Source organism: Neptuniibacter sp. QD72_48 (assembly GCF_047778065.1).
In the GTDB taxonomy this organism is placed as follows: domain Bacteria; phylum Pseudomonadota; class Gammaproteobacteria; order Pseudomonadales; family Balneatricaceae; genus Neptuniibacter.
In genome coordinates this window covers 3,402,543-3,425,578 of the sequence record NZ_CP180547.1, presented here as the reverse complement: position 1 = coordinate 3,425,578, position 23,036 = coordinate 3,402,543, and the positions used below count along the sequence as shown (strand labels likewise).

At 45.3% G+C, this 23,036-nt stretch carries 22 protein-coding genes; 19 read left to right on the top strand and 3 right to left on the bottom strand.

Annotated features, from left to right (window positions below; translation table 11 throughout):
- Nucleotides 1–21 precede the first annotated feature (21 nt).
- On the top strand, nt 22–2,853 hold the full coding sequence (locus tag ACMXYX_RS15615) for a cache domain-containing protein (protein ID WP_415906233.1): 2,832 nt from the start codon (nt 22–24) through the stop codon (nt 2,851–2,853).
- 18 nt (nt 2,854–2,871) lie between these two features.
- Here the strand turns inward: ACMXYX_RS15615 and ACMXYX_RS15610 are convergent, their stop codons facing one another.
- Complete coding sequence (locus ACMXYX_RS15610) at nt 2,872–3,429, bottom strand: NUDIX hydrolase (protein ID WP_415882563.1); 558 nt, start codon at nt 3,427–3,429, stop codon at nt 2,872–2,874.
- 180 nt (nt 3,430–3,609) lie between these two features.
- On the opposite strand from ACMXYX_RS15610, the gene ACMXYX_RS15605 reads away from it, so the two are divergent.
- From ACMXYX_RS15605 to ACMXYX_RS15590, 4 genes are read left to right on the top strand one after another with little or no spacing between them, the layout of a single operon-like run.
- Nucleotides 3,610–4,218 (top strand): CoA pyrophosphatase, encoded by a 609-nt coding sequence (locus tag ACMXYX_RS15605; RefSeq protein ID WP_415902168.1) that lies wholly within the window; start codon nt 3,610–3,612, stop codon nt 4,216–4,218.
- Between the two features lie 8 nt (nt 4,219–4,226).
- Nucleotides 4,227–4,751: a gamma carbonic anhydrase family protein gene (locus ACMXYX_RS15600; RefSeq protein ID WP_415902167.1), complete on the top strand. Its 525-nt coding sequence runs from the start codon at nt 4,227–4,229 to the stop codon at nt 4,749–4,751.
- A gap of 4 nt (nt 4,752–4,755) precedes the next feature.
- Nucleotides 4,756–4,947 carry a DUF1289 domain-containing protein gene (locus ACMXYX_RS15595; protein WP_415882560.1) on the top strand — a complete coding sequence of 64 codons (192 nt, stop codon included), beginning with the start codon at nt 4,756–4,758 and terminating at the stop codon, nt 4,945–4,947.
- A gap of 6 nt (nt 4,948–4,953) precedes the next feature.
- Nucleotides 4,954–5,253: an MTH1187 family thiamine-binding protein gene (locus ACMXYX_RS15590; protein ID WP_415906232.1), complete on the top strand. Its 300-nt coding sequence runs from the start codon at nt 4,954–4,956 to the stop codon at nt 5,251–5,253.
- Nucleotides 5,254–5,314: 61 nt separating this feature from the next.
- On the opposite strand, the gene ACMXYX_RS15585 is transcribed toward ACMXYX_RS15590, so the two are convergent.
- Complete coding sequence (locus tag ACMXYX_RS15585; RefSeq protein ID WP_415882558.1) at nt 5,315–6,586, bottom strand: HlyC/CorC family transporter; 1,272 nt, start codon at nt 6,584–6,586, stop codon at nt 5,315–5,317.
- A 97-nt stretch (nt 6,587–6,683) separates the two neighbouring features.
- Nucleotides 6,684–7,469, bottom strand: coding sequence for an inner membrane protein YpjD (locus tag ACMXYX_RS15580; RefSeq protein WP_415882557.1), 786 nt, complete (start codon nt 7,467–7,469; stop codon nt 6,684–6,686).
- A 221-nt stretch (nt 7,470–7,690) separates the two neighbouring features.
- Here ACMXYX_RS15580 and ffh point away from each other — a divergent pair, with 221 nt between their 5' ends.
- The 14 genes from ffh to ACMXYX_RS15510 all read left to right on the top strand — a co-directional run bounded on the left by ffh (nt 7,691) and on the right by ACMXYX_RS15510 (nt 22,996).
- Complete coding sequence (ffh, locus tag ACMXYX_RS15575; protein ID WP_415897050.1) at nt 7,691–9,094, top strand: signal recognition particle protein; 1,404 nt, start codon at nt 7,691–7,693, stop codon at nt 9,092–9,094.
- A gap of 155 nt (nt 9,095–9,249) precedes the next feature.
- Nucleotides 9,250–9,498, top strand: a complete 249-nt coding sequence (gene rpsP, locus ACMXYX_RS15570; RefSeq protein WP_415882555.1) for a 30S ribosomal protein S16 — start codon at nt 9,250–9,252, stop codon at nt 9,496–9,498.
- A 27-nt stretch (nt 9,499–9,525) separates the two neighbouring features.
- Nucleotides 9,526–10,059 carry a ribosome maturation factor RimM gene (rimM, locus tag ACMXYX_RS15565; RefSeq protein WP_415897049.1) on the top strand — a complete coding sequence of 178 codons (534 nt, stop codon included), beginning with the start codon at nt 9,526–9,528 and terminating at the stop codon, nt 10,057–10,059.
- Nucleotides 10,060–10,062: 3 nt separating this feature from the next.
- Nucleotides 10,063–10,812: a tRNA (guanosine(37)-N1)-methyltransferase TrmD gene (gene trmD / locus ACMXYX_RS15560; RefSeq protein ID WP_415882553.1), complete on the top strand. Its 750-nt coding sequence runs from the start codon at nt 10,063–10,065 to the stop codon at nt 10,810–10,812.
- A 17-nt stretch (nt 10,813–10,829) separates the two neighbouring features.
- Nucleotides 10,830–11,186: a 50S ribosomal protein L19 gene (rplS, locus tag ACMXYX_RS15555; RefSeq protein ID WP_415882552.1), complete on the top strand. Its 357-nt coding sequence runs from the start codon at nt 10,830–10,832 to the stop codon at nt 11,184–11,186.
- A gap of 183 nt (nt 11,187–11,369) precedes the next feature.
- The gene (locus tag ACMXYX_RS15550; protein WP_415897048.1) at nt 11,370–12,785 is read left to right on the top strand and encodes a hypothetical protein; all 1,416 of its coding nucleotides are present in this window, start codon (nt 11,370–11,372) and stop codon (nt 12,783–12,785) included.
- A 105-nt stretch (nt 12,786–12,890) separates the two neighbouring features.
- Entirely contained in the window at nt 12,891–13,736 is an 846-nt protein-coding gene (xerD, locus tag ACMXYX_RS15545) for a site-specific tyrosine recombinase XerD (RefSeq protein WP_415906832.1), read from the top strand.
- An 87-nt stretch (nt 13,737–13,823) separates the two neighbouring features.
- Entirely contained in the window at nt 13,824–14,564 is a 741-nt protein-coding gene (locus ACMXYX_RS15540; RefSeq protein ID WP_415897047.1) for a DsbC family protein, read from the top strand.
- A 191-nt stretch (nt 14,565–14,755) separates the two neighbouring features.
- On the top strand, nt 14,756–16,057 hold the full coding sequence (locus tag ACMXYX_RS15535) for a homoserine dehydrogenase (protein ID WP_415897046.1): 1,302 nt from the start codon (nt 14,756–14,758) through the stop codon (nt 16,055–16,057).
- A 12-nt stretch (nt 16,058–16,069) separates the two neighbouring features.
- On the top strand, nt 16,070–17,464 hold the full coding sequence (gene thrC / locus ACMXYX_RS15530; RefSeq protein ID WP_415882548.1) for a threonine synthase: 1,395 nt from the start codon (nt 16,070–16,072) through the stop codon (nt 17,462–17,464).
- A gap of 91 nt (nt 17,465–17,555) precedes the next feature.
- Entirely contained in the window at nt 17,556–18,374 is an 819-nt protein-coding gene (locus tag ACMXYX_RS15525; RefSeq protein WP_415897045.1) for a YdcF family protein, read from the top strand.
- The gene (recJ, locus tag ACMXYX_RS15520) at nt 18,374–20,107 is read left to right on the top strand and encodes a single-stranded-DNA-specific exonuclease RecJ (RefSeq protein WP_415897044.1); all 1,734 of its coding nucleotides are present in this window, start codon (nt 18,374–18,376) and stop codon (nt 20,105–20,107) included. Before ACMXYX_RS15525 ends, recJ begins: the two co-directional genes overlap by 1 nt.
- A gap of 82 nt (nt 20,108–20,189) precedes the next feature.
- Nucleotides 20,190–21,059 carry a deoxyribonuclease IV gene (nfo, locus tag ACMXYX_RS15515; protein ID WP_415897043.1) on the top strand — a complete coding sequence of 290 codons (870 nt, stop codon included), beginning with the start codon at nt 20,190–20,192 and terminating at the stop codon, nt 21,057–21,059.
- Between the two features lie 134 nt (nt 21,060–21,193).
- Nucleotides 21,194–22,996 (top strand): EAL domain-containing protein, encoded by a 1,803-nt coding sequence (locus ACMXYX_RS15510; protein ID WP_415897042.1) that lies wholly within the window; start codon nt 21,194–21,196, stop codon nt 22,994–22,996.
- Nucleotides 22,997–23,036: the final 40 nt, after the last annotated feature.

The following is a 23,036-nucleotide window of genomic DNA, read 5'->3' as shown; positions in this document are numbered from 1 at the left end:
CAAGAATAGGGGGCTTCCTCTATGACACCCGCTAATGTAGGTGCATTGCCGCGTTACCTCCTTTGGGGATCAGTTGCCATAGCAGTCATGTTATTAGCAGCTGTTGCCACGCATTTTTTATACAAAAACCAACGAGATAGTGAGTATCGCCTAGCTTCTTTAGAGAAGGAGTTTATGGATAAAGGGCGAGAGCACCTAATTACTGAAATCGATAGTGCAAAAGACTATATCCAGTATATGGTGGCCCAAGCAGAGGCTGTTCTTAAAGAAAAATCTCGTGAAGAAGTCCTTAAAGCGCATACGATCGCACAAACCATCTATGACCGCGAATCACCTTTACGACCTGAAGCAGAAGTTAAAGCGTTAATCCGTGAAACCTTGAGAGATCTTCGTTTCTTTAATGGCCGTGGTTATATCTTTATCGATGATGATCAAGGTATCTGTATCTTGCTTCCTACTTCGCCGGGTGTTGAAGGGCGGTCTCTGTATGATAATCAGGATGATACTGGGCATTACATTATGCGTGGTTTATTGGATGCCGTAGAGAATCCAGAGAAGGAGGGGTACTCTCGTTATCGCTGGTATCCTCCGCATGATCAGACCCAAATGACGGAGAAGATCGCGTTTGTGAAAGCGTTTGAACCCTATAGATGGATTATTGGAGCGGGTGATTACCTCTATCAAATAGAGAATGATCTTAAAGAGGAAGCTTTAAAGCGTTTGGAAACCATTCGTTTCGGTGAAAATGGCTATCTCGCGGTGTTTGATACCGAGGGGAATTTGTTATCGACTGCTGGCGTAAGTTCGCTAACTGGGGATAACCCCTCTGATAAAGTGAGTACAAAAGAGCGTAAAGTTTTAGAACTTATCTATGAAACGGCCGAAAACGGCGGCGGTTTTATCGAATATGAATGGTATTACCCGAACGGCGAGGGGCCTCACCCGAAAATATCATTGGTAGAAACTGTGCCTGATTTAGGTTGGGTTTTAGTCGGTGGTTTCTATCCGGATGACATTAAAAAGTTGATGGAAAAACAGAAGGAGCTGGTTGAAAAGACCATGCGCCAGGATCGCGCTCAGATCTATACATTCCTGTTTTTAGCTACGTGCGCGACACTGTCGCTGACGTTTGTTTTCTCTGGTTGGTTGAACCGGCAATTTGGTAAATACCAGAACGAAATTGAAAATAAACAAAATGCACTCCTTTTGGCCTCTCGCGTTTTTGATAATGCTAGTGAGGGGATTATGGTGACGGATGCTGATTGTCGCCTCTTAGCGGTTAATGACGCTTTTGTTGATATAACGGGATATTCAGCTGATGAAGTGATAGGGCGAAATCCGCGTTTATTGCAGTCTGGTCAGCATAGTGCCGACTTCTACAAGGAAATGTGGGGCGAGATTGACGCTAAAGGTGCTTGGGGCGGTGATATTTGGAATCGTCGCAAGAATGGCGAGATATTCCCGCAGTGGCTCTCTATTCGTGCATCTCACAATGAGCAAGGTGAAGTTCAGAACTATATTGCGGCTATTACTGATCTGACTGAGCGTAAAGAAGCAGAGGATAAGCTGCGTTACTTATCTGATTATGATTCTTTGACTAATTTACCAAACAGACGATTGTTAGGCTATCGGGTTGATCAAACGATTTCTTTGAGCTGTCGAGCGACAAAACAGCGTTTTGCGCTTTTGTATATTGATCTAGATAATTTTAAAAATATCAATGATAGCCTTGGGCATCGCTTTGGTGATGAGATACTTCAAATGGTCGCGGAGCGCATTCAGCATGAGGTGCGTGAAGGCGATACAGTGAGTCGCTTGGGCGGAGATGAATTCAGTGTCCTTTTGCCTAATTTGAAGAATTTAGAGCAGGCAGCGAATTTATGTGAACGCATTATTCACAAAATATCAGAGCCTTTGCAAAGCGACAGTCATTTGATGATTACACCAAGTATAGGTATTTCCGTATTCCCAGATGACGGAGATGACTTCGATCAATTGCTGCGTAATGCGGACGCTGCAGTACACTTTGCTAAAAATCAGGGGCGCAATAATTATCAGTTCTACACAGCTGAAATGAATCGACGCGCTTCTGAGCGTCTACAGGTTGAGATCGCTCTACGTAAAGCGATTGAACATCAGGAGTTTGAGCTTTATTACCAGCCGCAAGTAAATCTATCTGATGGCTCTTTAGCTGGTTGTGAAGCGCTTATTCGTTGGCAGCATCCTAATTTAGGTTTGGTTCCACCAAATAACTTTATCCCGCTCGCTGAGGAAACAGGTTTGATTCTGCCTATTGGTGGCTGGGTGCTTCAGCAAGCTTGTCAGCAAGCGGCTGAGTGGGGCAAGCAGTCCGACCAGCCGTTTACGATGTCGGTGAATGTGTCTGTTCGTCAATTTAGACCTGAATTGGTTGAAGAGGTTAGAGCTGCTCTACAAATTTCTGCGATAGCCCCAGCTTCACTGGTATTGGAGATTACTGAAAGCACGTTGATGCATGATCAGGATAAGACCTTGCAGCTGCTGCATGATCTCAAAGAATTAGGTGTTCAGCTGTCACTGGATGATTTTGGTACGGGTTACTCCAGCATGGCTTACTTGAAACGTTTCAATCTGGATCAACTGAAGATCGATCGCGCCTTTATTGATGATCTGCCAGGTAACCCTGATGATGCTGCAATTAGTGCGGCGATTATCGATGTGGCCAGTCACTTTGGCTTGATTACTGTTGCTGAAGGTATTGAAACGGCTGAGCAAGCTGAGTTCTTGGCTCAGGCAGGTTGTATGGAAGGGCAGGGTTACTATTACGAGAAACCGATCCCAGCTGATTCTGTGACTGAGCGTTACTTTAGCTAGTTATGAGCTTGTGATGAGTTAAACCGCTTCTTTTGGTTGTTGCATGGAGCGGTTTACAACATTTTCCCGCAATGGGAAGTGGTTGTTTTTGCGATCAGCAAAGTAATAAGTTAACGCCTTCTTGATGGTTGGGAAGGCGAGTTCATCCCAAGGGATCTCTTCTTCACTAAATAGCTCAACTTTCAATGATTCTGGACTGATCGAATATTCAGGTTTATCCATATAAGCTAGATAGAGCATTTGTACCTGATTTACATGCACGATTGAGGTTATTGTGTAGAGGTGGCTGATCTTAACTTCCGCATTTGCCTCTTCTCGAGTCTCTCTCTTTGCGCCTTCTAAGGTAGATTCATCGTTCTCCATAAATCCAGCAGGCAATGTCCAAAAGCCCTTGCGTGGTTCAATCGCACGTTTGCAAAGCAATACTTTATCTTGGTAGATCGGCACGCAACCGGTAATAATCTTTGGGTTTGAGTAATGGATGGTATTGCAGTTGTTACAGATATGCCTAGGCAGATGATCCCCTTCAGGAACACTGAAAGTAAGTGAGCCGGCGCAGTTTGGGCAAAAGTTCATCGAATTAACCTAGGTTTGTTAGCTGTCTTAAGGCAAGAAATGCACGAATAACCTAGATTATCATTATGTAATTAAAAAGCGAGGGCCAAGTTTCTCTTGGCTGTTCATTCAAAAGCTCTGTTACTATTAAGCTATATAGTATTCAATCTATGCAGGCCTTCAGTTTTAAAAGATACGCTTATGCTCACAATTATTCGCGAGCGTTTAGTGGGGTTTGAGCCTCGCAGCTTGCCTGATACATCGCCTAAAGCCAGCGTTTTGATCGCTTTGACCGATCATGACGATCCGCATGTTGTGCTGACTAAGCGCTCGGCAACCCTGTCATCTCATAGTGGAGAGATAGCATTTCCGGGCGGTAAATATGATGACACGGATACGGATCTTCTATTTACAGCCTTGCGTGAAGCTGAAGAAGAGATTGGCCTTGCTCCTAGGCATGTTGATGTCATTGGGCAGTTAGGACAGGTGAGATCAAAGCATGGATTGCAGGTAACGCCATGGGTGGGCGTGATCCCTTCAGATATTGAATTTACTGCTAACCCAGCTGAGCTAGATGAAATTTTTACAGTGCCGTTGAGTTTTTTTCTTGCGGATAACCGTTATTCAACGGATGAGATACGTTTTAAAAATCAGAGTATCTATGTTCCAGCATGGGAGTTTAATGGTCACATAATTTGGGGCTTAACTGCCTATATGTTGGCAGAGTTATTAAATGAAGGTTGTGGAGCTAATATTCCAATGAAACCACGGCCCGAACATAAAGTTCGTCATTTCACTAGTGGCTCTTGAGGGGGACTATGTTGTATTCGTTGGGTGAGCAAGCTGTATCCTTAGTGGGTGAAGAGCACTTTGTGGCGGATAACGCGACTGTTATCGGTAATGTAGAGCTACATGATTGTGCTTCTATCTGGTTTAACGTTGTTATCCGTGGCGATAACGACCCGATAGTTATTGGCGAAGGAAGTAATATTCAGGATGGTTCGGTGTTACATACCGATAGCGGCTTCCCAATGAACATCGGTAGGGATGTAACTGTTGGGCATATGGCGATGCTTCATGGCTGTGAAGTGGGTGATGGCTCGCTTATCGGTATCGGTGCAGTTGTCTTGAATGGGGCCAAAATTGGTAAAGGTTGCTTGATCGGTGCTAAAACATTGGTGCCGGAAGGGATGGAAATACCGGATAACTCCCTTGTGGTGGGCTCTCCAGCTGTAATTAAGCGTACGTTGAGTGACGAGCAGGTGGAAGGCATTAGGCAGAATGCGCTTCACTACGTCGAAAATATGCGTCGATTTAAGAAAGAATTAACCGTTCAGAAGTAGAAGTATGACCGAGCAAGAGAACAAACCTGTGCCAAACCCTTGTGTAGGTGTTTGTGCGCTTGATGAAAATGACTTATGTATCGCCTGTCAGCGCAGTGGTATCGAGATTGCTGAGTGGGGTATTTATTCAAATGACGAAAAGCGCGCTGTTTGGGAAAAGATTAAGTTGCGTGAGCAAGGTCAGTTGCCGGAGTAATCCAACATGAAGGTTATGATTGATATCTGCATCGTCCCTTTAGGTGTTGGTGTTTCAGTATCTGAATATGTGGCAGCTTGTCAGAATATCTTTGATGAAGCAGGTCTGAGTCATCAGATGCACGCATATGGCACCAATGTTGAAGGTGACTGGGATGAGGTGATGTTAGCGGTGAAACGCTGTCATGAAACGGTACATGAGATGGGCGCGCCGAGAATAACGACATCAATGCGCTTAGGTACGCGTACAGATAGAGAGCAAACGATGCAGGAAAAAGTGGACAGCGTTCGAGCTAAACTTAGTTAGAAGCTTGGTTAAATGACTCCCTTTAGTAAAGCAGTTACCAAGGGAGTCGATCTTCTGAACTCTATTCTTCTACCGGTTTAGGCAGGGCGATGATGCGAGCGGTTTTAATTACATTGTCGCTGACTTGCAGTGTTTCGATGCGGTAGTGTTCCAACTGCAGACAAACGTTAGCATCAGGAATTGATTCCAATGTTTCTGTAATTAGGCCGTTCATAGTTTTAGGGCCATCAGTTGGTAGTTCCCAATCCAGCGCTTTGTTTACATCACGGATATAAGCGGTGCCATCGACAAAGTAGCTACCGTCTTCCTGTAAAAAGATATCTTGATCGGCTTCTTTGTTGTTCGATGACAACTCACCCACAATCTCTTCTAGGATGTCTTCTAGCGTTACAATGCCTTGCACATCGCCATACTCATCGACCACCATGCCAATACGGCGGTTTTGAGATTGGAAATGCAGTAGCTGCGTCTGCAAAGGGGTGCTTTCTGGAATAAAATAAGGCTCTCTGATGACTTGAAGGATCGCTGCCTTAGTTACTGTGCCGCTGTGGAAAACCTGCGCTAGATTGCGCATGTGCAGTAGGCCAACAACTTTGTTTAGCTCACCTTGATAAACAGGTAGGCGAGTATGCTCGGTACGGCTTAATTGCGCGATAATTGTATCAAGGTCATCATCTAGGTCGATGCCCAGTACCTCGTTACGTGGCACCATAACATCATTAACAGTTACTTCTGATAGTTCTAAGACACCAAGAAGCATGTTTTGGTTGTTTTGCGGAAGCAGTGCGCCTGCTTCGTGTACCAGCGTGCGCAGTTCTTCAGTGCTGAGGTGATGACTGTTATCGCCGGTTACATTTACGCCAAATAGCTTAAGGAAATTGTTAGTAATACCGTTGATGATCCATACAAGTGGATAGATCAGTTTTAAAAGCGGCGCTAGAACTAAAGAGGCAGGAAAAGCGATCTTTTCAGGGTGAATCGCAGCCATCGTCTTAGGTGATACTTCTGCAAAGATTAGGATCAATACAGTTAAGCCGAAGGTGGCAACCATAATGCCGGCGTCGCCCCATAGGCGAACACAGATGACGGTGGCAATAGCCGAAGCAAGGATGTTTACAAAGTTGTTACCGATCAGAATAACGCCAATCAGGCGATCTGGTCGAGCAAGGAGCTTGCTGACGCGAATAGCGGCGCTGTGCTTTTTCTTAACTAAGTGTTTTAGGCGATATCGGTTGAGCGACATCATGCCTGTTTCGGAACTAGAGAAAAAAGCGGAACAAAGGATCAGGAAGCCAAGGACTCCCAAGAGAAAACTTATCGATGCGTCTTCCAAGACGGTATGCCTATATTAGTAATGGAGGGATATTTTTAAATGTGGCTAATAGAGTGTCAAGCCATACTCTCGATTAATACGTGCTTTTATCTGAATATCAGATAAACCATTCCATTACGGCTTTGCTACCAAAGAAACCAATCGCCAGAATCACAAAACTTGTGATTGTCCAGCGGATGGCTGCATTTATTCTCCAGCCAAAACTATTTCGGCCAAATAGCAAGATGGCATAGAGCCCCCAGGCAATCAGGGAAAGCACGGTTTTATGCACTAGATGCTGAGCAAATAGGTCTTCAAAGAAGATAAAACCAGTGACAAGTGCTGCAGTTAGTAGCGTAAGTCCTGTCCACAGCATCTCAAACAATAGGCGTTCCATTGTTTGTAATGGTGGCAATGAGGACACTAAACCGCGTGTGTGATGATGCTTAAGCGCCGAAACTTGGCGTGAAAGCAAAATGGCTTGAATTGTTGCAATGGTGAAGATGCTATAAGCCAAGATAGATAGCAGTATATGGAGGATCAATCCAGCATCGTAGGCTTTGCCCTCGCCGACACCGGCAATCCAAGTGGCTAATACCGTCATGGCGGCCATTGGGAATACGGCGATAAATAGGTTGTCTATGCTCTGACGTAAGCTGCTGAGTAATACTAAACCCGCTACCAGCCAAGAAATCAGTGAGCCAACACTAAATAGGCTGAGGTTAATACCGCCCGGTTGGTGTAGAACTAAAAAAATCGCAGCTGTGTGCGCTACCAGCCCTGCTAGTCCCAAGGATTTGTTGATAGAGCGAGATTGTTTGCGGTCTCCGCGCATTATTTGCCATTGTAAAAAACCTGCGGTTGAGTAAAGCAGAACGGCAATTAATGTAGAAATGGATAACATCTTCGTCTCTTCTGTCCAGTGTTCCTGGAGAACAGTGTTTACAGGGTGGAGTGTAAATCGAGCCTTAGTTTGTCACAGATAGATGAAGGATAAAAGAAGAGGGGCTGCTAAGGATGGTTGGAGTGCGGTATAATACTGCGATTATTAATCCAAGTTTATCGATTTCCTCTATTTAATGGGCCTTTTAAGGCTGTCTGTGAAGAGGAAGTGTGGGGCAGGACATGTTTGAGAATTTAACAGAACGACTTACGCATACGCTACGTTCAGTCACGGGTCAGGCGAAACTGACAGAAGACAATATTAAGGGCACATTGCGTGAAGTGCGTATGGCGCTGCTTGAAGCAGACGTGGCGTTGCCTGTTGTTAAAGAGTTCGTAAACAGCGTTAAAGAGCGCGCGGTAGGTACCGAAGTAACCAAGAGTCTGACGCCGGGTCAGGTCTTCGTGAAGATCGTCAATGAAGAGATGGTCAAGGTTATGGGTGAGGCTAATGAGCAGCTGAACCTAGCAGCTAAGCCTCCTGCTGTTGTAATGATGGCCGGTCTTCAGGGTGCAGGTAAAACTACCTCTGTCGCTAAACTTGGTCGCCACCTGCGTGAGCGTGAAAAGAAAAAGGTTTTGGTTGTTTCTGCTGACGTCTATCGTCCAGCCGCTATAAAACAGCTAGAAACACTAGCGGGTGAAGTGCAGGTTGATTTCTTCCCATCAACGGCTGAGCAAGATCCAGTTGATATCGCGAATGCTGCAATTGCCCATGCGCGAATCCAGCATCATGATGTCGTTCTTCTAGATACTGCAGGTCGTTTGCACGTTGATGAAGATATGATGGGTGAAATTAAGCGCTTGCATGAAGCGGTTAATCCTATCGAAACCCTGTTTGTTGTTGATGCAATGACAGGTCAGGATGCGGCGAATACTGCCAAAGCGTTTAATGAAGTACTACCGCTGACCGGTGTTGTTCTGACAAAAACAGATGGTGATGCCCGTGGTGGTGCGGCGCTTTCTGTACGTCAAATCACAGGTAAGCCAATCAAATTCTTGGGTGTAGGTGAAAAAGTTGACGCTTTAGAGCCATTCCACCCTGATCGGATCGCTTCCCGTATCTTAGGCATGGGTGACGTCCTTTCTCTTATCGAAGAAGCAGAACAGAAGATCGATAAGCAGAAAGCAGAGAAATTCGCTAAGAAGATCAAAAAAGGTAAAGGTTTTGATCTAGAGGACTTCCGCGAACAGATCTCCCAGATGAAAAATATGGGCGGTATGATGGGCATGCTAGATAAACTGCCGGGTATGGGGCAGTTGGCGCAAGCGGCCGATGCTGCTAATGCTGAGAAAGGTATGCACCAGATGGAAGCGATCATTAACTCAATGACACCGATGGAGCGTCGTAAGCCTGATATTATTTCTGGCTCCCGCAAAAAACGTATTGCTATGGGTTCTGGTACTCAGGTGCAAGATGTTAACCGCCTGCTTAAACAGCATAAGCAGATGTCGAAAATGATGAAAAAGTTCAGCGGCAAAGGCGGTATGTCGAAAATGATGCGTGGTATGAAAGGCATGCTGCCTCCAGGTATGGGTGGTGGCATGGGCGGCATGGGTGGTCCTGGCGGCTTCCCGCGTATGTAATAATTGCGCATTTATTAAACGAAATAGCTTTATTAGGGCGGCAAATTCGCGTAGAATTGCCGCCCTGATTTTTCCGGTCCGATCTGCGTTAAAACCAGATTGGTTCATCAAACAGTGGGCGATATCAAAACCCACTCAATAAAAGGGTCTAACGCATGGTAATAATTCGTTTGTCTCGTGGTGGCGCTAAGAAGCGTCCTTTCTATCACATCTCAGTAGCGGACTCGCGTAATGCGCGTGACAGCCGTTTTATTGAGCGTGTTGGTTTCTTTAACCCAACTGCACGTGGTCAAGAAGAAGGTCTTCGTATCGATCTTGATCGTGTTGAATACTGGCAGAGCAAAGGCGCACAGCTTTCTGAGCGCGTAGCTAAGCTAGTAAAAGAAGCTAAAGCAGCTAAGTAATTTTTAGGTTTTTGATCAGGATTGAAAATGAGCAGTAATCCAAATAATGAACAACTCATTGTCGGAAAAATTACTGCAGTCTATGGGGTTAAAGGTTGGGTAAAGGTTTACTCGCATACGGACCCTATGGAGAATATTTTCAATTACAAACCTTGGCTATTAAAGGTTGATGGTGTTTTAAAACCTGTAGAGGTTGAAGCCAGCAAGCGTCATGGCAAAGGTCTGATAGCTAAATTGGCAGGAGTAGATGATCGTGATATCGCCGCTAAGTATTGTGGTTACGATATTGCGGTAGATTCAAGCCAGCTTCCAGATTTGGAAGAGGGCGAGTACTACTGGAGCCAGTTGCAAAACCTATTAGTTTATACCGAGTCTGACCAATTGTTAGGCAAGGTGGTTCGCCTGATGGAAACCGGTGCAAATGATGTGCTGGTGGTAAAAGGCACAGCAGATAGCATTGATCAAAAAGAGCGTCTGTTGCCTTACCTTCCTGATCAGGTGATTAAAAAGATTGACTTGGAAACAGGTGCTATGTGGGTCGATTGGGACCCAGAGTTCTGAACCATGTGGTTCGGGGTGGTGACACTCTTTCCTGAAATGTTTGATGCAATTCGTTGCTACGGCGTAACAGGTAAAGCGGTGAAAAATGGTTTGATACAGATGCAGTGCTGGAGTCCTAGAGACTTTGCACATGATAAGCATAAAACTGTGGATGACCGACCTTATGGTGGCGGCCCAGGGATGTTGATGAAAGTTCAACCTCTAAGGGATGCTATTCATGCTGCAAAAGCAGCTGCGGGTGGAGAAGCTAAAGTTATTTATCTTTCACCGCAGGGCCGGCGTATGGATCATAAGGGAGTACAGGAACTAGCTTCTCGTGAGAGGTTGATTCTGGTAGCAGGGCGTTATGAAGGTATTGATGAACGCCTGATAGAAACGGAAATTGATGAAGAATGGTCGTTAGGGGATTTTGTCCTCAGTGGCGGTGAATTGCCGGCCATGACTATGATTGATGCTGTTTCTCGTTTAGTACCTGGCGTCTTAGGGCATCAGGATTCGGCTACCGAAGATTCATTTCATGATGGTTTGCTTGACTGTCCTCACTACACTCGACCAGAACAGTTCGACGATATGCAAGTGCCTGAAGTGTTGTTGAGCGGCAACCATAAAGAGATCAGACGTTGGCGTCTGAAACAGCAATTAGGAAGAACCTGGCAACGCCGGCCTGATTTGCTGGAAAATCTTGAGTTGGACGCTGAACAAAAGTCATTGTTAACCGATTTTATCCGGGAGACCCAAGGGTCCGAAGGTTGAATGTTTAGGAGCAAGCGATGAGCGGCAAAAACCTAATTATTCAGCAGCTTGAAGCTGAACAAATGAACAAAGAAGTACCAGAATTCGCACCAGGTGATACTGTTGTAGTTCAGGTAAAAGTAGTAGAAGGCAACCGTACACGTCTACAGGCATTTGAAGGCGTTGTTCTAGGTAAGCGTAACCGTGGTGTAAACTCTGCATTCACAGTTCGTAAGATCTCTCACGGTGTTGGCGTTGAGCGTACATTCCAGACGTTCAGCACTACTGTAGATAGCATTGAAGTTAAGCGTCGTGGTGATGTTCGCCAGGCTAAACTTTACTACCTACGTGAGCGTAGCGGTAAGTCTGCACGTATCAAAGAGAAGTTGGGTTAATTCTCCTTTCTCTCTTAAAAAAAGCGGCTTTATGCCGCTTTTTTTGTTTTTGTTTTGTACTTAATAATTGAGAAGTATCAATTGGATAGATAAAGGGTTGGACAGATTTGCCAATTCCCACCCATAATAACAACTATCATTAGAGTTCCGTGCATAGAGGGAGAGCTTTCGGAGCTAGGTTTTATGCAAGTTAATGTAATTAAAAAAATTGCAGCTGTGCTGGCAGTAATTTGTGCGCCGATTGCCTTGTTTGCTGGTGTGTATGGTTTTGTCTGGTGGAAAGTCTCTGCTGCAGCGGAAAACTTTGCAAAGGATATCGCGCCTTTTGCAGCAATGAGTTATCAAGATATTCATATCGATCTTGTTGAAGCTCAGGTAGGGCTTAAAGGTATTTCATTTGTACCAACCGGCTCTGAAGGTAAAATTGGTGTTCAGTCGGCAGTACTGAAGGCGCCTTCATGGGGCTTTGTTCTTGAATTGGAAGAAAAGCTCTCGAAGGGTGAGCTACCTGATGCCTTCAATGTTGATATCAAAGGTATCGATATAAACCTGAACAGCGGATATATACAGGATTGGGGGCGAATTGCATTAGATTCTCAGCGTAATGCTGGATCTGGTTATGATGCTTTAGCTTGTGGCGGTTTGGAATTTATAGGTCTGCCTGAGGTCCGTAAAATGGGCTATGGTGTACTGAACACGGATGCTTCCTTTCAGTATCATTTCGATTCAGTAGATAAAGAGCTTAATTTTGATCTGCAAAGTAGAACAAAGCAGGTCGCGAATATGAGTATGTCGTTGGTGCTCAAAGTTGCGAGCGATGCACTGAATATGCAGTCTATCGTGTTTGCTCAGCCACAACTAAAGCATTTTGAAGCTCGATATTTTGATCGGGGTTATAACAAAAAGCGTAATAAGTTTTGTGCTGGCCTAAACAAAGAGCCAGTTAAACAATATAGGGAACGTTATAAATCCCTTCTTTCAAAGCGTTTGAAGTATGAAGGTTGGAAAATTCCTGATGATCTTCTTACAGCATTAGATGGTTTAAATGCTCCTAGTGGTTCTATTTATCTACGTGTGGATGTTCCTAAAGGTTTTGGTGTTCAGTCCTTAGCGTCGATTCAAACCCCTAGTGATCTTGTGCGTGAGTTAAATCCCTATGTTGAATTCAGCAAAAAGCATGTTTCTTTGGATGGATTGGATTGGGCCGAACCAGACCTGGAAGGGGAGCGTTTACTTGAAGAGCTTATGAAGCCTCAGGAAACGCCAGAATTTGTATTGGGTGACGAGGTTCAAACGACTGAGCCAGTAGATGCGGTTGCAGAAGAACTGAAACCGGGTTCTGCAATAAAGCCTTTTCCGAAGCCGAAGCCTAAAATCGAATATGAAAAGTCTTTCAAAGATATCGATGTGACGGAATTAGAAGCTCATATCGGGAAATCAGTGATTCTCTACACTTACTTTGGTCAGAAAGTAGAGGGACGGTTAGTCGCTGTAACCGATAAGGTCATTACCGTTGAGCACCGAGTCGTTAGTGGTCGTGGCACAGCAACTTACCCGATGGCTTACGATAAAATTCAAAGTGCGAAGTTATATCATTAGTATGTTTGTCTGACGTTTGGAGTTTAAGTGGTAGTAAAACGTGAGGCCGAGACTGTGCATCCCAATGATGCGCAGTTAATTGATACCTATTTAGATGCGATTTGGATGGAGAAGGGGTTAAGTGATAATACCTTAGCGTCTTACCGACGTGATCTAACTCAGTTTGCCATTTGGCTACGTCCCAATGCCGTTCGTTTACTTACTTGTACAAAGGCCGATATACAGGCTTACCTTGGGTGGCGAGTAAAAGAACGGTTAAGGCCGAGCTCAACTTCCAGAATGTTATCCTGCTTGCGAGGCTTGTACCGATATCTCCTTCGAGAAGGGGAGATAGAGGAAGACCCTGTGCTACTAATTCAAAGCCCGAAAAAAGGTCGTAGTCTGCCAAAAACCTTAACTGAGGCCGATGTCGAAGCTTTGCTAGAGGCACCAGAGCTAAATGATCCAGTGCAGTTTAGAGATCGCGCGATGCTGGAGGTGCTATATGCAACTGGATTGCGTGTTTCTGAATTGGTCTCTCTGAAAGTCCATGAAATGAATCTTAATCAGGGGGTGATTCGCGTCATGGGTAAAGGCGGTAAAGAGCGCCTAGTACCCTTAGGTGATGAGGCGATTAGTTGGGTAAGGCGCTACGATTCACAAGTACGCCCTCTTCTAATGGGTGAAGAGGTTGGCGATGTAGTGTTTCCAAGTAGACGCGGTCAGCAGATGACGCGGCAAACTTTTTGGCATCGAGTCAAACGTCATGCGCTAACAGCAGGTATTGATAAGCCATTATCGCCACACGTTTTGAGACACGCTTTTGCAACTCATTTGATCAATCATGGTGCTGATCTACGTGTAGTTCAGATGTTGTTGGGCCACAGTGATCTATCAACCACGCAGATCTATACCCATATAGCACAACAGCGACTGCAATCCTTGCATCAGCAGCATCACCCGCGAGGTTAATCTGCTAGACTGTGGAACTTTTCGTGAGATCGAGAGTCTCTTCTTGGTATTGGGATAAGTCTGAGCTTTATTAGATTTGGAAATTTTATGAAAAACTTATTTAAAACGTTTGCTTGCCTTTGGGCGTGTGTGGCGACATCAGTAATGGCAGCAGAAGCTGAAGGGCTTATCGAGCAGAACCTTAAAAAAGTAGATGCTCGAATCGTTGTGAAAGAGATTGGCGATGCGCCTTTAACTGGATTGCGTGAAGTCGAGTTAAATAGTGGTGAAGTGCTATATGCCGATGAGAAGGGTGAATACTTTCTTATTGGTAAACTCTATCGCTTCACTGACAAAGAAGGGTTTGTTGATCTGACCGAACGTAAGAAAAGTGCACAGCGTAAAGTTCAGATGGCTGATCTGGATGAAGAAAAGTTAGTTGTTTATAAACCTAAGGGTGAAGTAAAAGCGACGGTAAATATCTTTACTGATGTAGATTGCCCTTATTGCCGTAAACTCCATGCAGAGATTCCTGCTCTGAATGAGCAAGGCGTTCAAGTTAATTATTTGGCTTACCCGCGAAATGGAACCGGTACCGGTACTTTTAAAAGCATGGTATCAATTTGGTGTGCTGAAGGTGCTGAAGGTCGTCGTCAAGCGATGGATCAAGCTAAATCAGGCATTCGCCCAGCAGCTAAAACGTGTGATAACCCTGTATTAGATCAGCTGCAGTTGGGTCAGTCTGTTGGTGTGACAGGTACGCCTGCAATTATTTTTGAAGATGGTCGTTTGTACCCAGGGTATGCGCCAGCTCAGCAGTTGGTTAACCTGTTAGATCTTGAAAAATAACCCACTGCGGTACTGAGAAGGAGGCTAAATAGCCTCCTTTTTTATTTGTTGGGTCATAATGGGCTCAGAGATAGAGCTATTGCCTTGTTTTGGCTATAATACCCGCCTTATTTTTTGTAGATTGCGGTAATTGCCTGAAAAAAAGAGGCTATCGCGGTTTTTTTTAGTTCAACAGCATGCGAGGTGCAGGTTTGAAACCGGTTAAAGTTGGTATCTGCGGACTAGGTACAGTCGGTGGTGGCACATTTAATGTGCTGAAGCGCAATGCGGAAGAGATTGCTCGTCGAGCAGGCCGCAAGATTATTGTTGAAGAGGTTGGTGCTCGCGACACAAACCCAGATTGCGATACCAAAGGCACTCAGATTACCAACGATATTTTTGCTGTAGCTAAAAATCCAGAAATCGATGTTGTCGTTGAACTGATCGGTGGCTATGACGTTGCTAAAGAGCTTGTTTTGACAGCGATTGAGCACGGTAAGCACGTTGTAACTGCAAACAAAGCACTGATTGCGGTTCACGGTAACGAGATCTTTGAAGCGGCTCAGAAGAAGAACGTAATGGTTGCGTTCGAAGCGTCTGTTGCGGGTGGTATTCCGATCATCAAAGCGATCCGTGAAGGCCTTTCTGCAAACAAGATCAACTGGTTGGCGGGTATCATCAACGGTACTGGTAACTTCATCATGACTGAAATGCGTGACAAAGGTCGTGCATTTGAAGATGTATTGGCAGAAGCACAAGAGCTTGGTTACGCAGAAGCGGATCCAACGTTCGATGTCGAAGGTATCGATGCTGCTCACAAACTAACCATTCTTGCGTCTTTGGCGTTTGGTGTACCGTTACAGTTTGAAAAAGCATTCACTGAAGGCATCAGCAAAATTACACGTGAAGACGTGCAGTATGCTGAAGAACTAGGCTACCGCATCAAGCATCTAGGTATCACTCGCCGCACTGACAATGGTGTTGAGCTGCGTGTTCACCCAACACTGATCCCTGAATCAGCGCTAATCGCTAACGTAAACGGCGTAATGAACGCTGTGCTAGTTGACGGTGATGCAGTAGGCCAAACTATGTATTACGGAGCAGGTGCGGGTGCTGAACCAACAGCGTCAGCAGTTGTTGCGGATATCGTTGATGTTGTTCGTACGCTAACAGCTGATCGTGACAACCGTGTACCTCACTTGGCCTTCCAGCCAACTGAGCTATCTGATGCGCCGATTCTGCCAATTGAACAAACAGAATCTGCTTACTACCTGCGCATGAACGCACAGGAGAAACCAGGTGTTCTAGCTAAGATCTCTAGCATCCTAGGTGCGCAAGATATCAATATCGAAGCGATCATCCAGAAAGAAACAGCTGAAGACCAGGTTCCAGTAATTATCCTGACTCAGTCTGTTCTTGAGCAAAAAGTGAATGATGCAATTGCTCAGATCGAAGCATTAGATGAAATCAACGGTTCGGTTACACGTATCCGTGCTGAGCACTTTGATAGTTAAGGAGTAAACCCCGTGAAATATATCTCTACCCGGGGACAGGCTCCGGCAATGAACTTTGAAGAGGTTTTGCTGGCTGGTTTGGCAAGTGATGGTGGTCTATACGTGCCAGAAACACTGCCAACATTTAGTAAAGAAGAGATCGCTTCTTGGGCTGGTTTGCCGTACAACGAGCTTGCTTACAACGTGATTAAGCCATTCGTTGATGATTGTATCGACGATGCTGATCTCAAAAAGATGATTGATGAAACCTATGCCGGTTTCAATCACATCGCTGTAGCACCGTTGAAAGAGCTAGGTACTAACGAGTGGGTTCTGGAACTGTTCCACGGCCCGACACTAGCGTTTAAAGACTTCGCACTGCAGTTGCTAGGCCGTTTGATGGACTATGCACTGGAGAAACGTGGCGAACACTTAGTGATCATGGGAGCAACTTCCGGTGACACGGGTTCTGCTGCGATCGAAGGCTGCTGCCACAGCAAGCACCTAGATATCTTTATTCTGCATCCGCATAACCGCGTATCAGAAGTTCAGCGTCGTCAGATGACGACGATCATTAAAGACAATGTCTTTAATATCGCGCTGGAAGGTAACTTTGATGATTGCCAACAGATGGTTAAAGACAGCTTTGCTAATCAGGACTTCCTGAAAGGCATGAAGCTAGGTGCAGTAAACTCGATCAACTGGGCGCGTATCATGGCTCAGATCGTTTACTACTTCTCTGCTTCTTTGGCTGTGGGTGGTCCTCACCGTGAAGTAAGCTTCTCTGTACCTACAGGTAACTTTGGCGATATCTTCGCAGGTTACTTGGCGAAGCAGATGGGCTTGCCGGTTAAGCAGCTAGTTGTTGCAACTAACAAAAATGACATTCTGCACCGTGTTATCTCTGGTAACGACATGTCTAAAGGTGAGTTGGTTCACACGCTATCTCCATCTATGGATATCATGGTGTCTTCTAATTTCGAGCGTATGCTGTTTGATGTATACGGCCGTAATGGTGAAGAGATCAGTGATCTAATGGCACGCTTCTCGAAAGAGTCTGTTGAACTAGATCCCGCTCGTTGGGAAAAAGTTCGCGAACTATTCGATAGCTATGCGGTAGATGATGAGACAACCTGTGATGTGATCAAGCAGGTATTCGAAGAGACTGAATATCTTCTAGATCCGCATACCGCGATCGGTGTTAAGGCTGGCCGTGAATGTAACCGTGATCAATCAGTGCCAATGATTACATTATCAACAGCGCATCCGGTTAAATTCCCTGAACCAGTGGTTAAAGCTGGTTTGGATGCACCGCAGTTACCGGCACATATGGCTGATCTATTCGAACGTGAAGAGAAGCTAGAAGTGCTAGACAACGACCTGAACACTGTTCAGCAGTATGTTGCGAGTCACGTACACACTGAGTAACTATTGATCAGATGTGATATTCTCAAAACCCGACGTTCGCGTCGGGTTTTTTGTATCTGATAGAAAAATAATAATTCAGGGGCCTATGGATATGGCTGATCAGTTTTTTCTACTCTCTAAGATCTTATGGTTTGTGGCGCAACCGGATCACTTTTTACTATTAATGCTGCTGTTTGGCTTGTTGTTATGGCGCCGAGCATTAGGCGTGTTTTTGGTCTGGACCTCTGTGTTAGCCATGCTGACAATTAGTGTTTATCCAATGGCTAATTATTTGCTAGAGCCCTTGGAGCAGCGCTTTCCACAGCCTGTCTTGTCCGAAATTAAAGAGCCTATCGCTGGCATTATTGTTCTTGGTGGTGGTGAAAATGCTGAGATGTCTTCCCATACGCAATGGCCGGAATTTAATCAGGCTGCAGACCGTTTGATGGCGTTACCTAGTTTAATGCTACGTTACCCTGACGCTAAAGTTGTTTTTACCGGCGGCTCTGGGTCAATTCTAGCACCCGAGTTTCGAGGTGGTGATGTAGCTGAACAATGGTTGAACCATCAAGGGATGGGCTCGCGTGTCACTATTGAAAGGGATTCGCGTAATACCTTTCAAAATGCGATCTATACCAAAGATTTGATTGCGAATGCTGAAGGTAAAGTTGAAGGTAAGTGGTTGTTAGTGACATCAGCATTCCATATGCCGCGGTCTGTTGGTATTTATCGTAAGCTTGGTATCGATGTTATTGCATTTCCAGTAGATTACCGCGCCGGTACAATGCGTTTTACGCCTGATCTAAATACAAATATGAATGGTCTAAACACTGCCGTAAGGGAGTGGATTGGCCTGTTGGCATATCACTACACTGAGAAAACCGACGTGTTGTTCCCTGCACCTGTTAGCACCATTGAATTAGAGAACTAATGAAGCAGTTAAGCATTTCACCGAGGCCGCAGGTCGATACATCTGTACCTGTGTTTCAGCAGGTAAATCCAGTTTTAGCCCGTATCTATGCATCACGTGGAGTGCATGATCTGCAAGGGCTTGGCAGGAGCTTGAATGAGCTTTTGCCCGATAGCGGCTTGGCAGGTATAGATGGAGCCGTTAACCGTTTAGTTAGGGCATTAAAGCATCGCGAAAAAATCTTAATCATTGGTGATTTTGACTGTGATGGTGCGACCAGTACCTCAGTTGCTGTTTTAGCGCTACGGATGATGGGCGTGGCAGAGGTTGGCTATCTGGTGCCTAACCGTTTTGAATATGGCTATGGCTTAAGTCCAGAGATTGTAGCGGAAGCCCTGAAACAATCCCCAGATCTGTTGATCACAGTAGATAATGGTATTTCGAGTATCGAGGGCGTTGCTGTGGCGAATGCTGCGGGTTTAGATGTGATCGTTACGGATCACCATTTGGCTGGTAAGGAGCTTCCTGCAGCTTGTGCCATCGTCAACCCTAATCAGCCTGATTGTCAGTTTACGGCTAAATCTACCTGCGGTGTTGGTGTGATCTTTTATGTGATGATTGCGCTGCGCCGAATGTTACAGCAAAAAGATTGGTTTAATTTAAATGGGTTGCCGAGTCCTAATTTAGGTTCGCTCTTAGACCTTGTTGCTTTAGGAACGGTTGCAGATGTTGTTCCTTTAGAGCAAAACAATCGTGTGCTGGTTCATCAAGGTCTTCAGCGTATCAAAGCGGGCCGCTGTCGCCCAGGCCTTAAAGCGTTAATCGAGTTATCAGGCCGTCAGCAGCATAAAGTGGCTTCGTCCGACCTTGGCTTTGCTATTGCGCCACGCTTGAATGCAGCTGGCCGTCTGGAAGATATGTCGATCGGTATCGAGTGTTTGTTGACCGAGTCGGAGCAGAAAGCTAAAGATCTAGCCGCTACACTGAACGACCTCAATCAGGAGCGTAAGGGAATAGAGCAGGAGATGCAGCAACAAGCGCTCGACCTGCTGGATAAGCTGCAACTAGACTCTGCGCAGCTGCCGTACGGTCTATCTCTGTATGAGCCCGAGTGGCATCAAGGCGTGATCGGTATTCTGGCTTCTAGGATTAAAGATCGAACTCACAGACCTGTGATTGCCTTTGCTCAAGGTGATGAGGATGAATTAAAAGGCTCTGCACGATCGATTCCGGGTTTCCATGTACGAGATGGTTTAGATGCTATTGCTGCAAGGTATCCATCGCTTTTGCGTAAGTTTGGTGGTCATGCCATGGCTGCTGGCTTAACTATCAAAGCTACAGATCTAGAGCTGTTTCAAAGCGCTTTTGATGAAGAGGTTAGACGCCAATTAAGTGAATCAGACCTCCAGCAAGAGGTGTTAACCGATGGTGAGCTTACCGCTGCAGATATGACGATCGAGTTAGCAGAGCTGTTACGTGATGCCGGTCCTTGGGGGCATCAGTTCCCTGAACCCCTGTTTGATGGCCAATTTACCTTGATCCAGCAACGAGTGGTTGGTCAAAGACATCTGAAAATGGTGTTGATGGAGCCGATTTCTGGTTTAGCTGTTGATGCGATTCAGTTTAACGCTGATATGGAACTTTGGCCGGATCAGGATATTACTCAAGTCAGAGCTGTGTACCGTTTGGATGTCAATGAGTTCCGCGGTAAACGATCGGTGCAAATGCTGGTGGATCATCTACTGACTGAGTAGTATCGTTGCCGCCTCTATTTTTGATTCTTAATTGGAAGCAGCTGAATGGCTGCTTTCCTATCTACACTGAAGTGAATAATTGATGTCTGATCTACTGCCTTACTACGTTGGTGCGCATGTCAGCGCTAGCGGTGGTGTGCAAAATGCCCCACTTAATGCCAAAGAAATAGAAGCCAATGCCTTTGCCTTATTCACTAAAAATCAGCGACGTTGGATGGCAAAACCTTTAGATTCAAAGACAATCGCCTCGTTTAAGAAAAACTGCGCAGCACTAAACTTTAAGCCTGAGCAGATCCTTCCTCATGATTCCTATCTGATTAACTTGGGCCATCCGGAAGAGGAAGCGTTGCAGAAATCTCGCGATGCATTTTTAGATGAGATGCAGCGCTGTGAGCAGTTGGGTTTGGTTTATCTTAATTTTCATCCGGGGAGTCATCTGCGCAAGATCAGTGAAGAGGAGTGTATCGCTAAGATCGCTGAGTCTCTTAACTGGGCAATTGCGCAAACTGAATCCGTTGTGGCGGTAATTGAGAATACAGCAGGCCAAGGAAGTAACCTTGGATTTAGCTTTGAACAGTTAGCCGCCATTATTGATCAAGTAGAAGATAAAAATCGTGTTGGTGTGTGTATCGATACCTGTCACATGTTTGCGGCTGGCTACGATATTCGTACCCAAGAGAGCTGTGCTGAGGTCTTTGAAGACTTCGCCAATATCGTCGGTTTTGATTACCTGAAAGGGATGCACCTGAATGACTCTAAAGGAGGTTTAGACTCGCGCTTAGATCGCCATCACAGTCTAGGTCAGGGAGAAATCGGTCTAGAGGTCTTTAAATTCATTATGCGTGATGACCGTTTCCGAGGGATTCCATTGGTGTTGGAAACCATTGATGAAACGATCTGGGCTGAAGAAATTCAAATGCTGCGTCAGTTTACGTTGGGTGATTTTGATTAGAATTGTCTAATATTTAGGCGGTTGTATATCTGAATACTCATATAAATGGTAGATATTTTCGCGTTTGTCACTTAAGTGTCATCCTTTCTAGCTAGCCTGTGCGTCTAAGAATAGTGCATCACAGGTGAGTAAGTATGTTGCTTGCAACAAATGAGGTCGATGCTGAGTCACGTCGTAAGTATCTTTTCGATATTTTAGAGTCAGAATCACTTTATCCACATTTTCAGCCAATTGTGGATTTAAAAAACAATGTTGTTATTGGTCATGAGGCCTTAATCCGCGGGCCTGCGGGCACGGTTATGGCTTCGCCTGGCGCATTGTTTCAGACAGCCATTGAAAACAACTTGTTACACACACTTGAGTTGCTATCACGACGAAAATCCCTTGAAGCATTTGCTGAGTTGAACCCAGGTGGGCAACTCTTTCTTAATATCAGTGCGTCTTTGTTAGGGACGCCAGAACACACAGAAGGTTTTACGGCTGAACTGTTACAAGAGTTAGGTATCTCAATTCAAGATATCGTCATAGAGCTTTCTGAACAGCACCCATTTGATCAACAAGGCCTGACTCATGCTGCCGTTGAGCATTACCGAAATATGGGTTTCCAAGTTGCGGTAGATGATTTGGGGACAGGTTACTCCGGCTTGAAATTGTGGTCAGAGCTAAAGCCTGAATACGTCAAAATTGATCGCCATTTTATCTCTGATATTGATAGTGATCCGGTAAAACGTGAGTTCGTACGCTCGATCTACAACATCAGTAATACCATGGGCTGCAAAGTCATTGCTGAAGGGATTGAACGTCAAGAAGAAGTCAAAACGATCAAAGAGCTGGGGATCAATATTGGCCAAGGTTTTTACCTTGGTTATCCAAGCCCAGAGCCGCAAACAGTAGAGCCTCCTGTTGTTGATGTCTACGAATCTGCAAATGCTCCTCGAGTTGAGAACTGTGAGACGGCTCATTCTCTATTACGCAATGCTCCAACTGTTTCCATTCAAGATACTGTGCTGTCGGTGAGTGACCTATTTAGAACGCACCCCGAAGTAAGCTCTCTACCGGTTGTGCATGAAGGCGTACCTCAAGGTGTAGTGAGAAGGTCCAGTTTGTTTGAGCTGTTCTCTACCCAATATGGTCGAGCGCTTTATGGTACAAAACCGGTCGAGCGGATCTTGTCTCATGACGTGCTTATTGTGGATGCAGGGATGAGCTTGGATGAAGTCTCTCGGCTTATCACAGAGCATGAACAGAATGAGATCCAGCAGGATTTGATTATTACTCAGAACGATCTTTATGTTGGTATGGGTAATGTACGAGATCTGTTGAAGCGATTGACCGAACTCAAAGTGCAAAATGCGCAATATGCTAACCCGCTGACGCTTTTGCCGGGTAATGTCCCGATCAATAACGAAGTGGATGTGTTGCTTAACCAATCGGCTGACTTTCATGTCGCTTATTTCGACTTGAATAACTTTAAGCCCTTTAACGATTGTTACGGTTATTCCAAAGGGGATCAGGTAATTCGTTTGTTGGGTGAATTGCTGGTGCAACACGCCTCTTATGATTCAAATTTCATCGGCCATGTCGGGGGCGATGACTTTGTTGTGATCTATCGCTCACCTGATTGGCAGTTGAGTTGTGAGCGGATCATTCGCGAGTTCGATAAAGCGGTAAAAGGGTTCTACTGCGATGCGGATCTCAAAGCGGGTGGAATCTGGGCGAGTGATCGTCAAGATAACCGTACCTTTTTCTCGTTTTTGGGCTTAGCTGTCGGTGTTGTTCACCCTGATCCTTGTTGTTGCAACAGCTTTCATGAGGTGGCAGAGCTTGCGGCCATGGCTAAAAAAGAAGCTAAAAAATCTGCTGAGAGCGCGATGTTTGTATCCCGTCGGCGCTGCATTACTAATTCGGTTGCCGATAGCTTAAGGTGCTTTGCGTAAGCTGAAATTTCTATCTTAGCCCTATTCCTAAGGGCTAACC

Bases quoted from the DNA above. Each gene is read 5' to 3' on its own strand.
- ACMXYX_RS15615 (WP_415906233.1), top strand. From the start codon at position 22: ATGACACCCGCTAATGTAGGTGCATTGCCGCGTTACCTCCTTTGGGGA.
- ACMXYX_RS15610 (WP_415882563.1), bottom strand. From the start codon at position 3,429: ATGAACTTTTGCCCAAACTGCGCCGGCTCACTTACTTTCAGTGTTCCT.
- ACMXYX_RS15605 (WP_415902168.1), top strand. From the start codon at position 3,610: ATGCTCACAATTATTCGCGAGCGTTTAGTGGGGTTTGAGCCTCGCAGC.
- ACMXYX_RS15600 (WP_415902167.1), top strand. From the start codon at position 4,227: ATGTTGTATTCGTTGGGTGAGCAAGCTGTATCCTTAGTGGGTGAAGAG.
- ACMXYX_RS15595 (WP_415882560.1), top strand. From the start codon at position 4,756: ATGACCGAGCAAGAGAACAAACCTGTGCCAAACCCTTGTGTAGGTGTT.
- ACMXYX_RS15590 (WP_415906232.1), top strand. From the start codon at position 4,954: ATGAAGGTTATGATTGATATCTGCATCGTCCCTTTAGGTGTTGGTGTT.
- ACMXYX_RS15580 (WP_415882557.1), bottom strand. From the start codon at position 7,469: ATGTTATCCATTTCTACATTAATTGCCGTTCTGCTTTACTCAACCGCA.
- ffh (WP_415897050.1), top strand. From the start codon at position 7,691: ATGTTTGAGAATTTAACAGAACGACTTACGCATACGCTACGTTCAGTC.
- rpsP (WP_415882555.1), top strand. From the start codon at position 9,250: ATGGTAATAATTCGTTTGTCTCGTGGTGGCGCTAAGAAGCGTCCTTTC.
- rimM (WP_415897049.1), top strand. From the start codon at position 9,526: ATGAGCAGTAATCCAAATAATGAACAACTCATTGTCGGAAAAATTACT.
- trmD (WP_415882553.1), top strand. From the start codon at position 10,063: ATGTGGTTCGGGGTGGTGACACTCTTTCCTGAAATGTTTGATGCAATT.
- rplS (WP_415882552.1), top strand. From the start codon at position 10,830: ATGAGCGGCAAAAACCTAATTATTCAGCAGCTTGAAGCTGAACAAATG.
- ACMXYX_RS15550 (WP_415897048.1), top strand. From the start codon at position 11,370: ATGCAAGTTAATGTAATTAAAAAAATTGCAGCTGTGCTGGCAGTAATT.
- xerD (WP_415906832.1), top strand. From the start codon at position 12,891: ATGGAGAAGGGGTTAAGTGATAATACCTTAGCGTCTTACCGACGTGAT.
- ACMXYX_RS15540 (WP_415897047.1), top strand. From the start codon at position 13,824: ATGAAAAACTTATTTAAAACGTTTGCTTGCCTTTGGGCGTGTGTGGCG.
- ACMXYX_RS15525 (WP_415897045.1), top strand. From the start codon at position 17,556: ATGGCTGATCAGTTTTTTCTACTCTCTAAGATCTTATGGTTTGTGGCG.
- recJ (WP_415897044.1), top strand. From the start codon at position 18,374: ATGAAGCAGTTAAGCATTTCACCGAGGCCGCAGGTCGATACATCTGTA.
- nfo (WP_415897043.1), top strand. From the start codon at position 20,190: ATGTCTGATCTACTGCCTTACTACGTTGGTGCGCATGTCAGCGCTAGC.
- ACMXYX_RS15510 (WP_415897042.1), top strand. From the start codon at position 21,194: ATGTTGCTTGCAACAAATGAGGTCGATGCTGAGTCACGTCGTAAGTAT.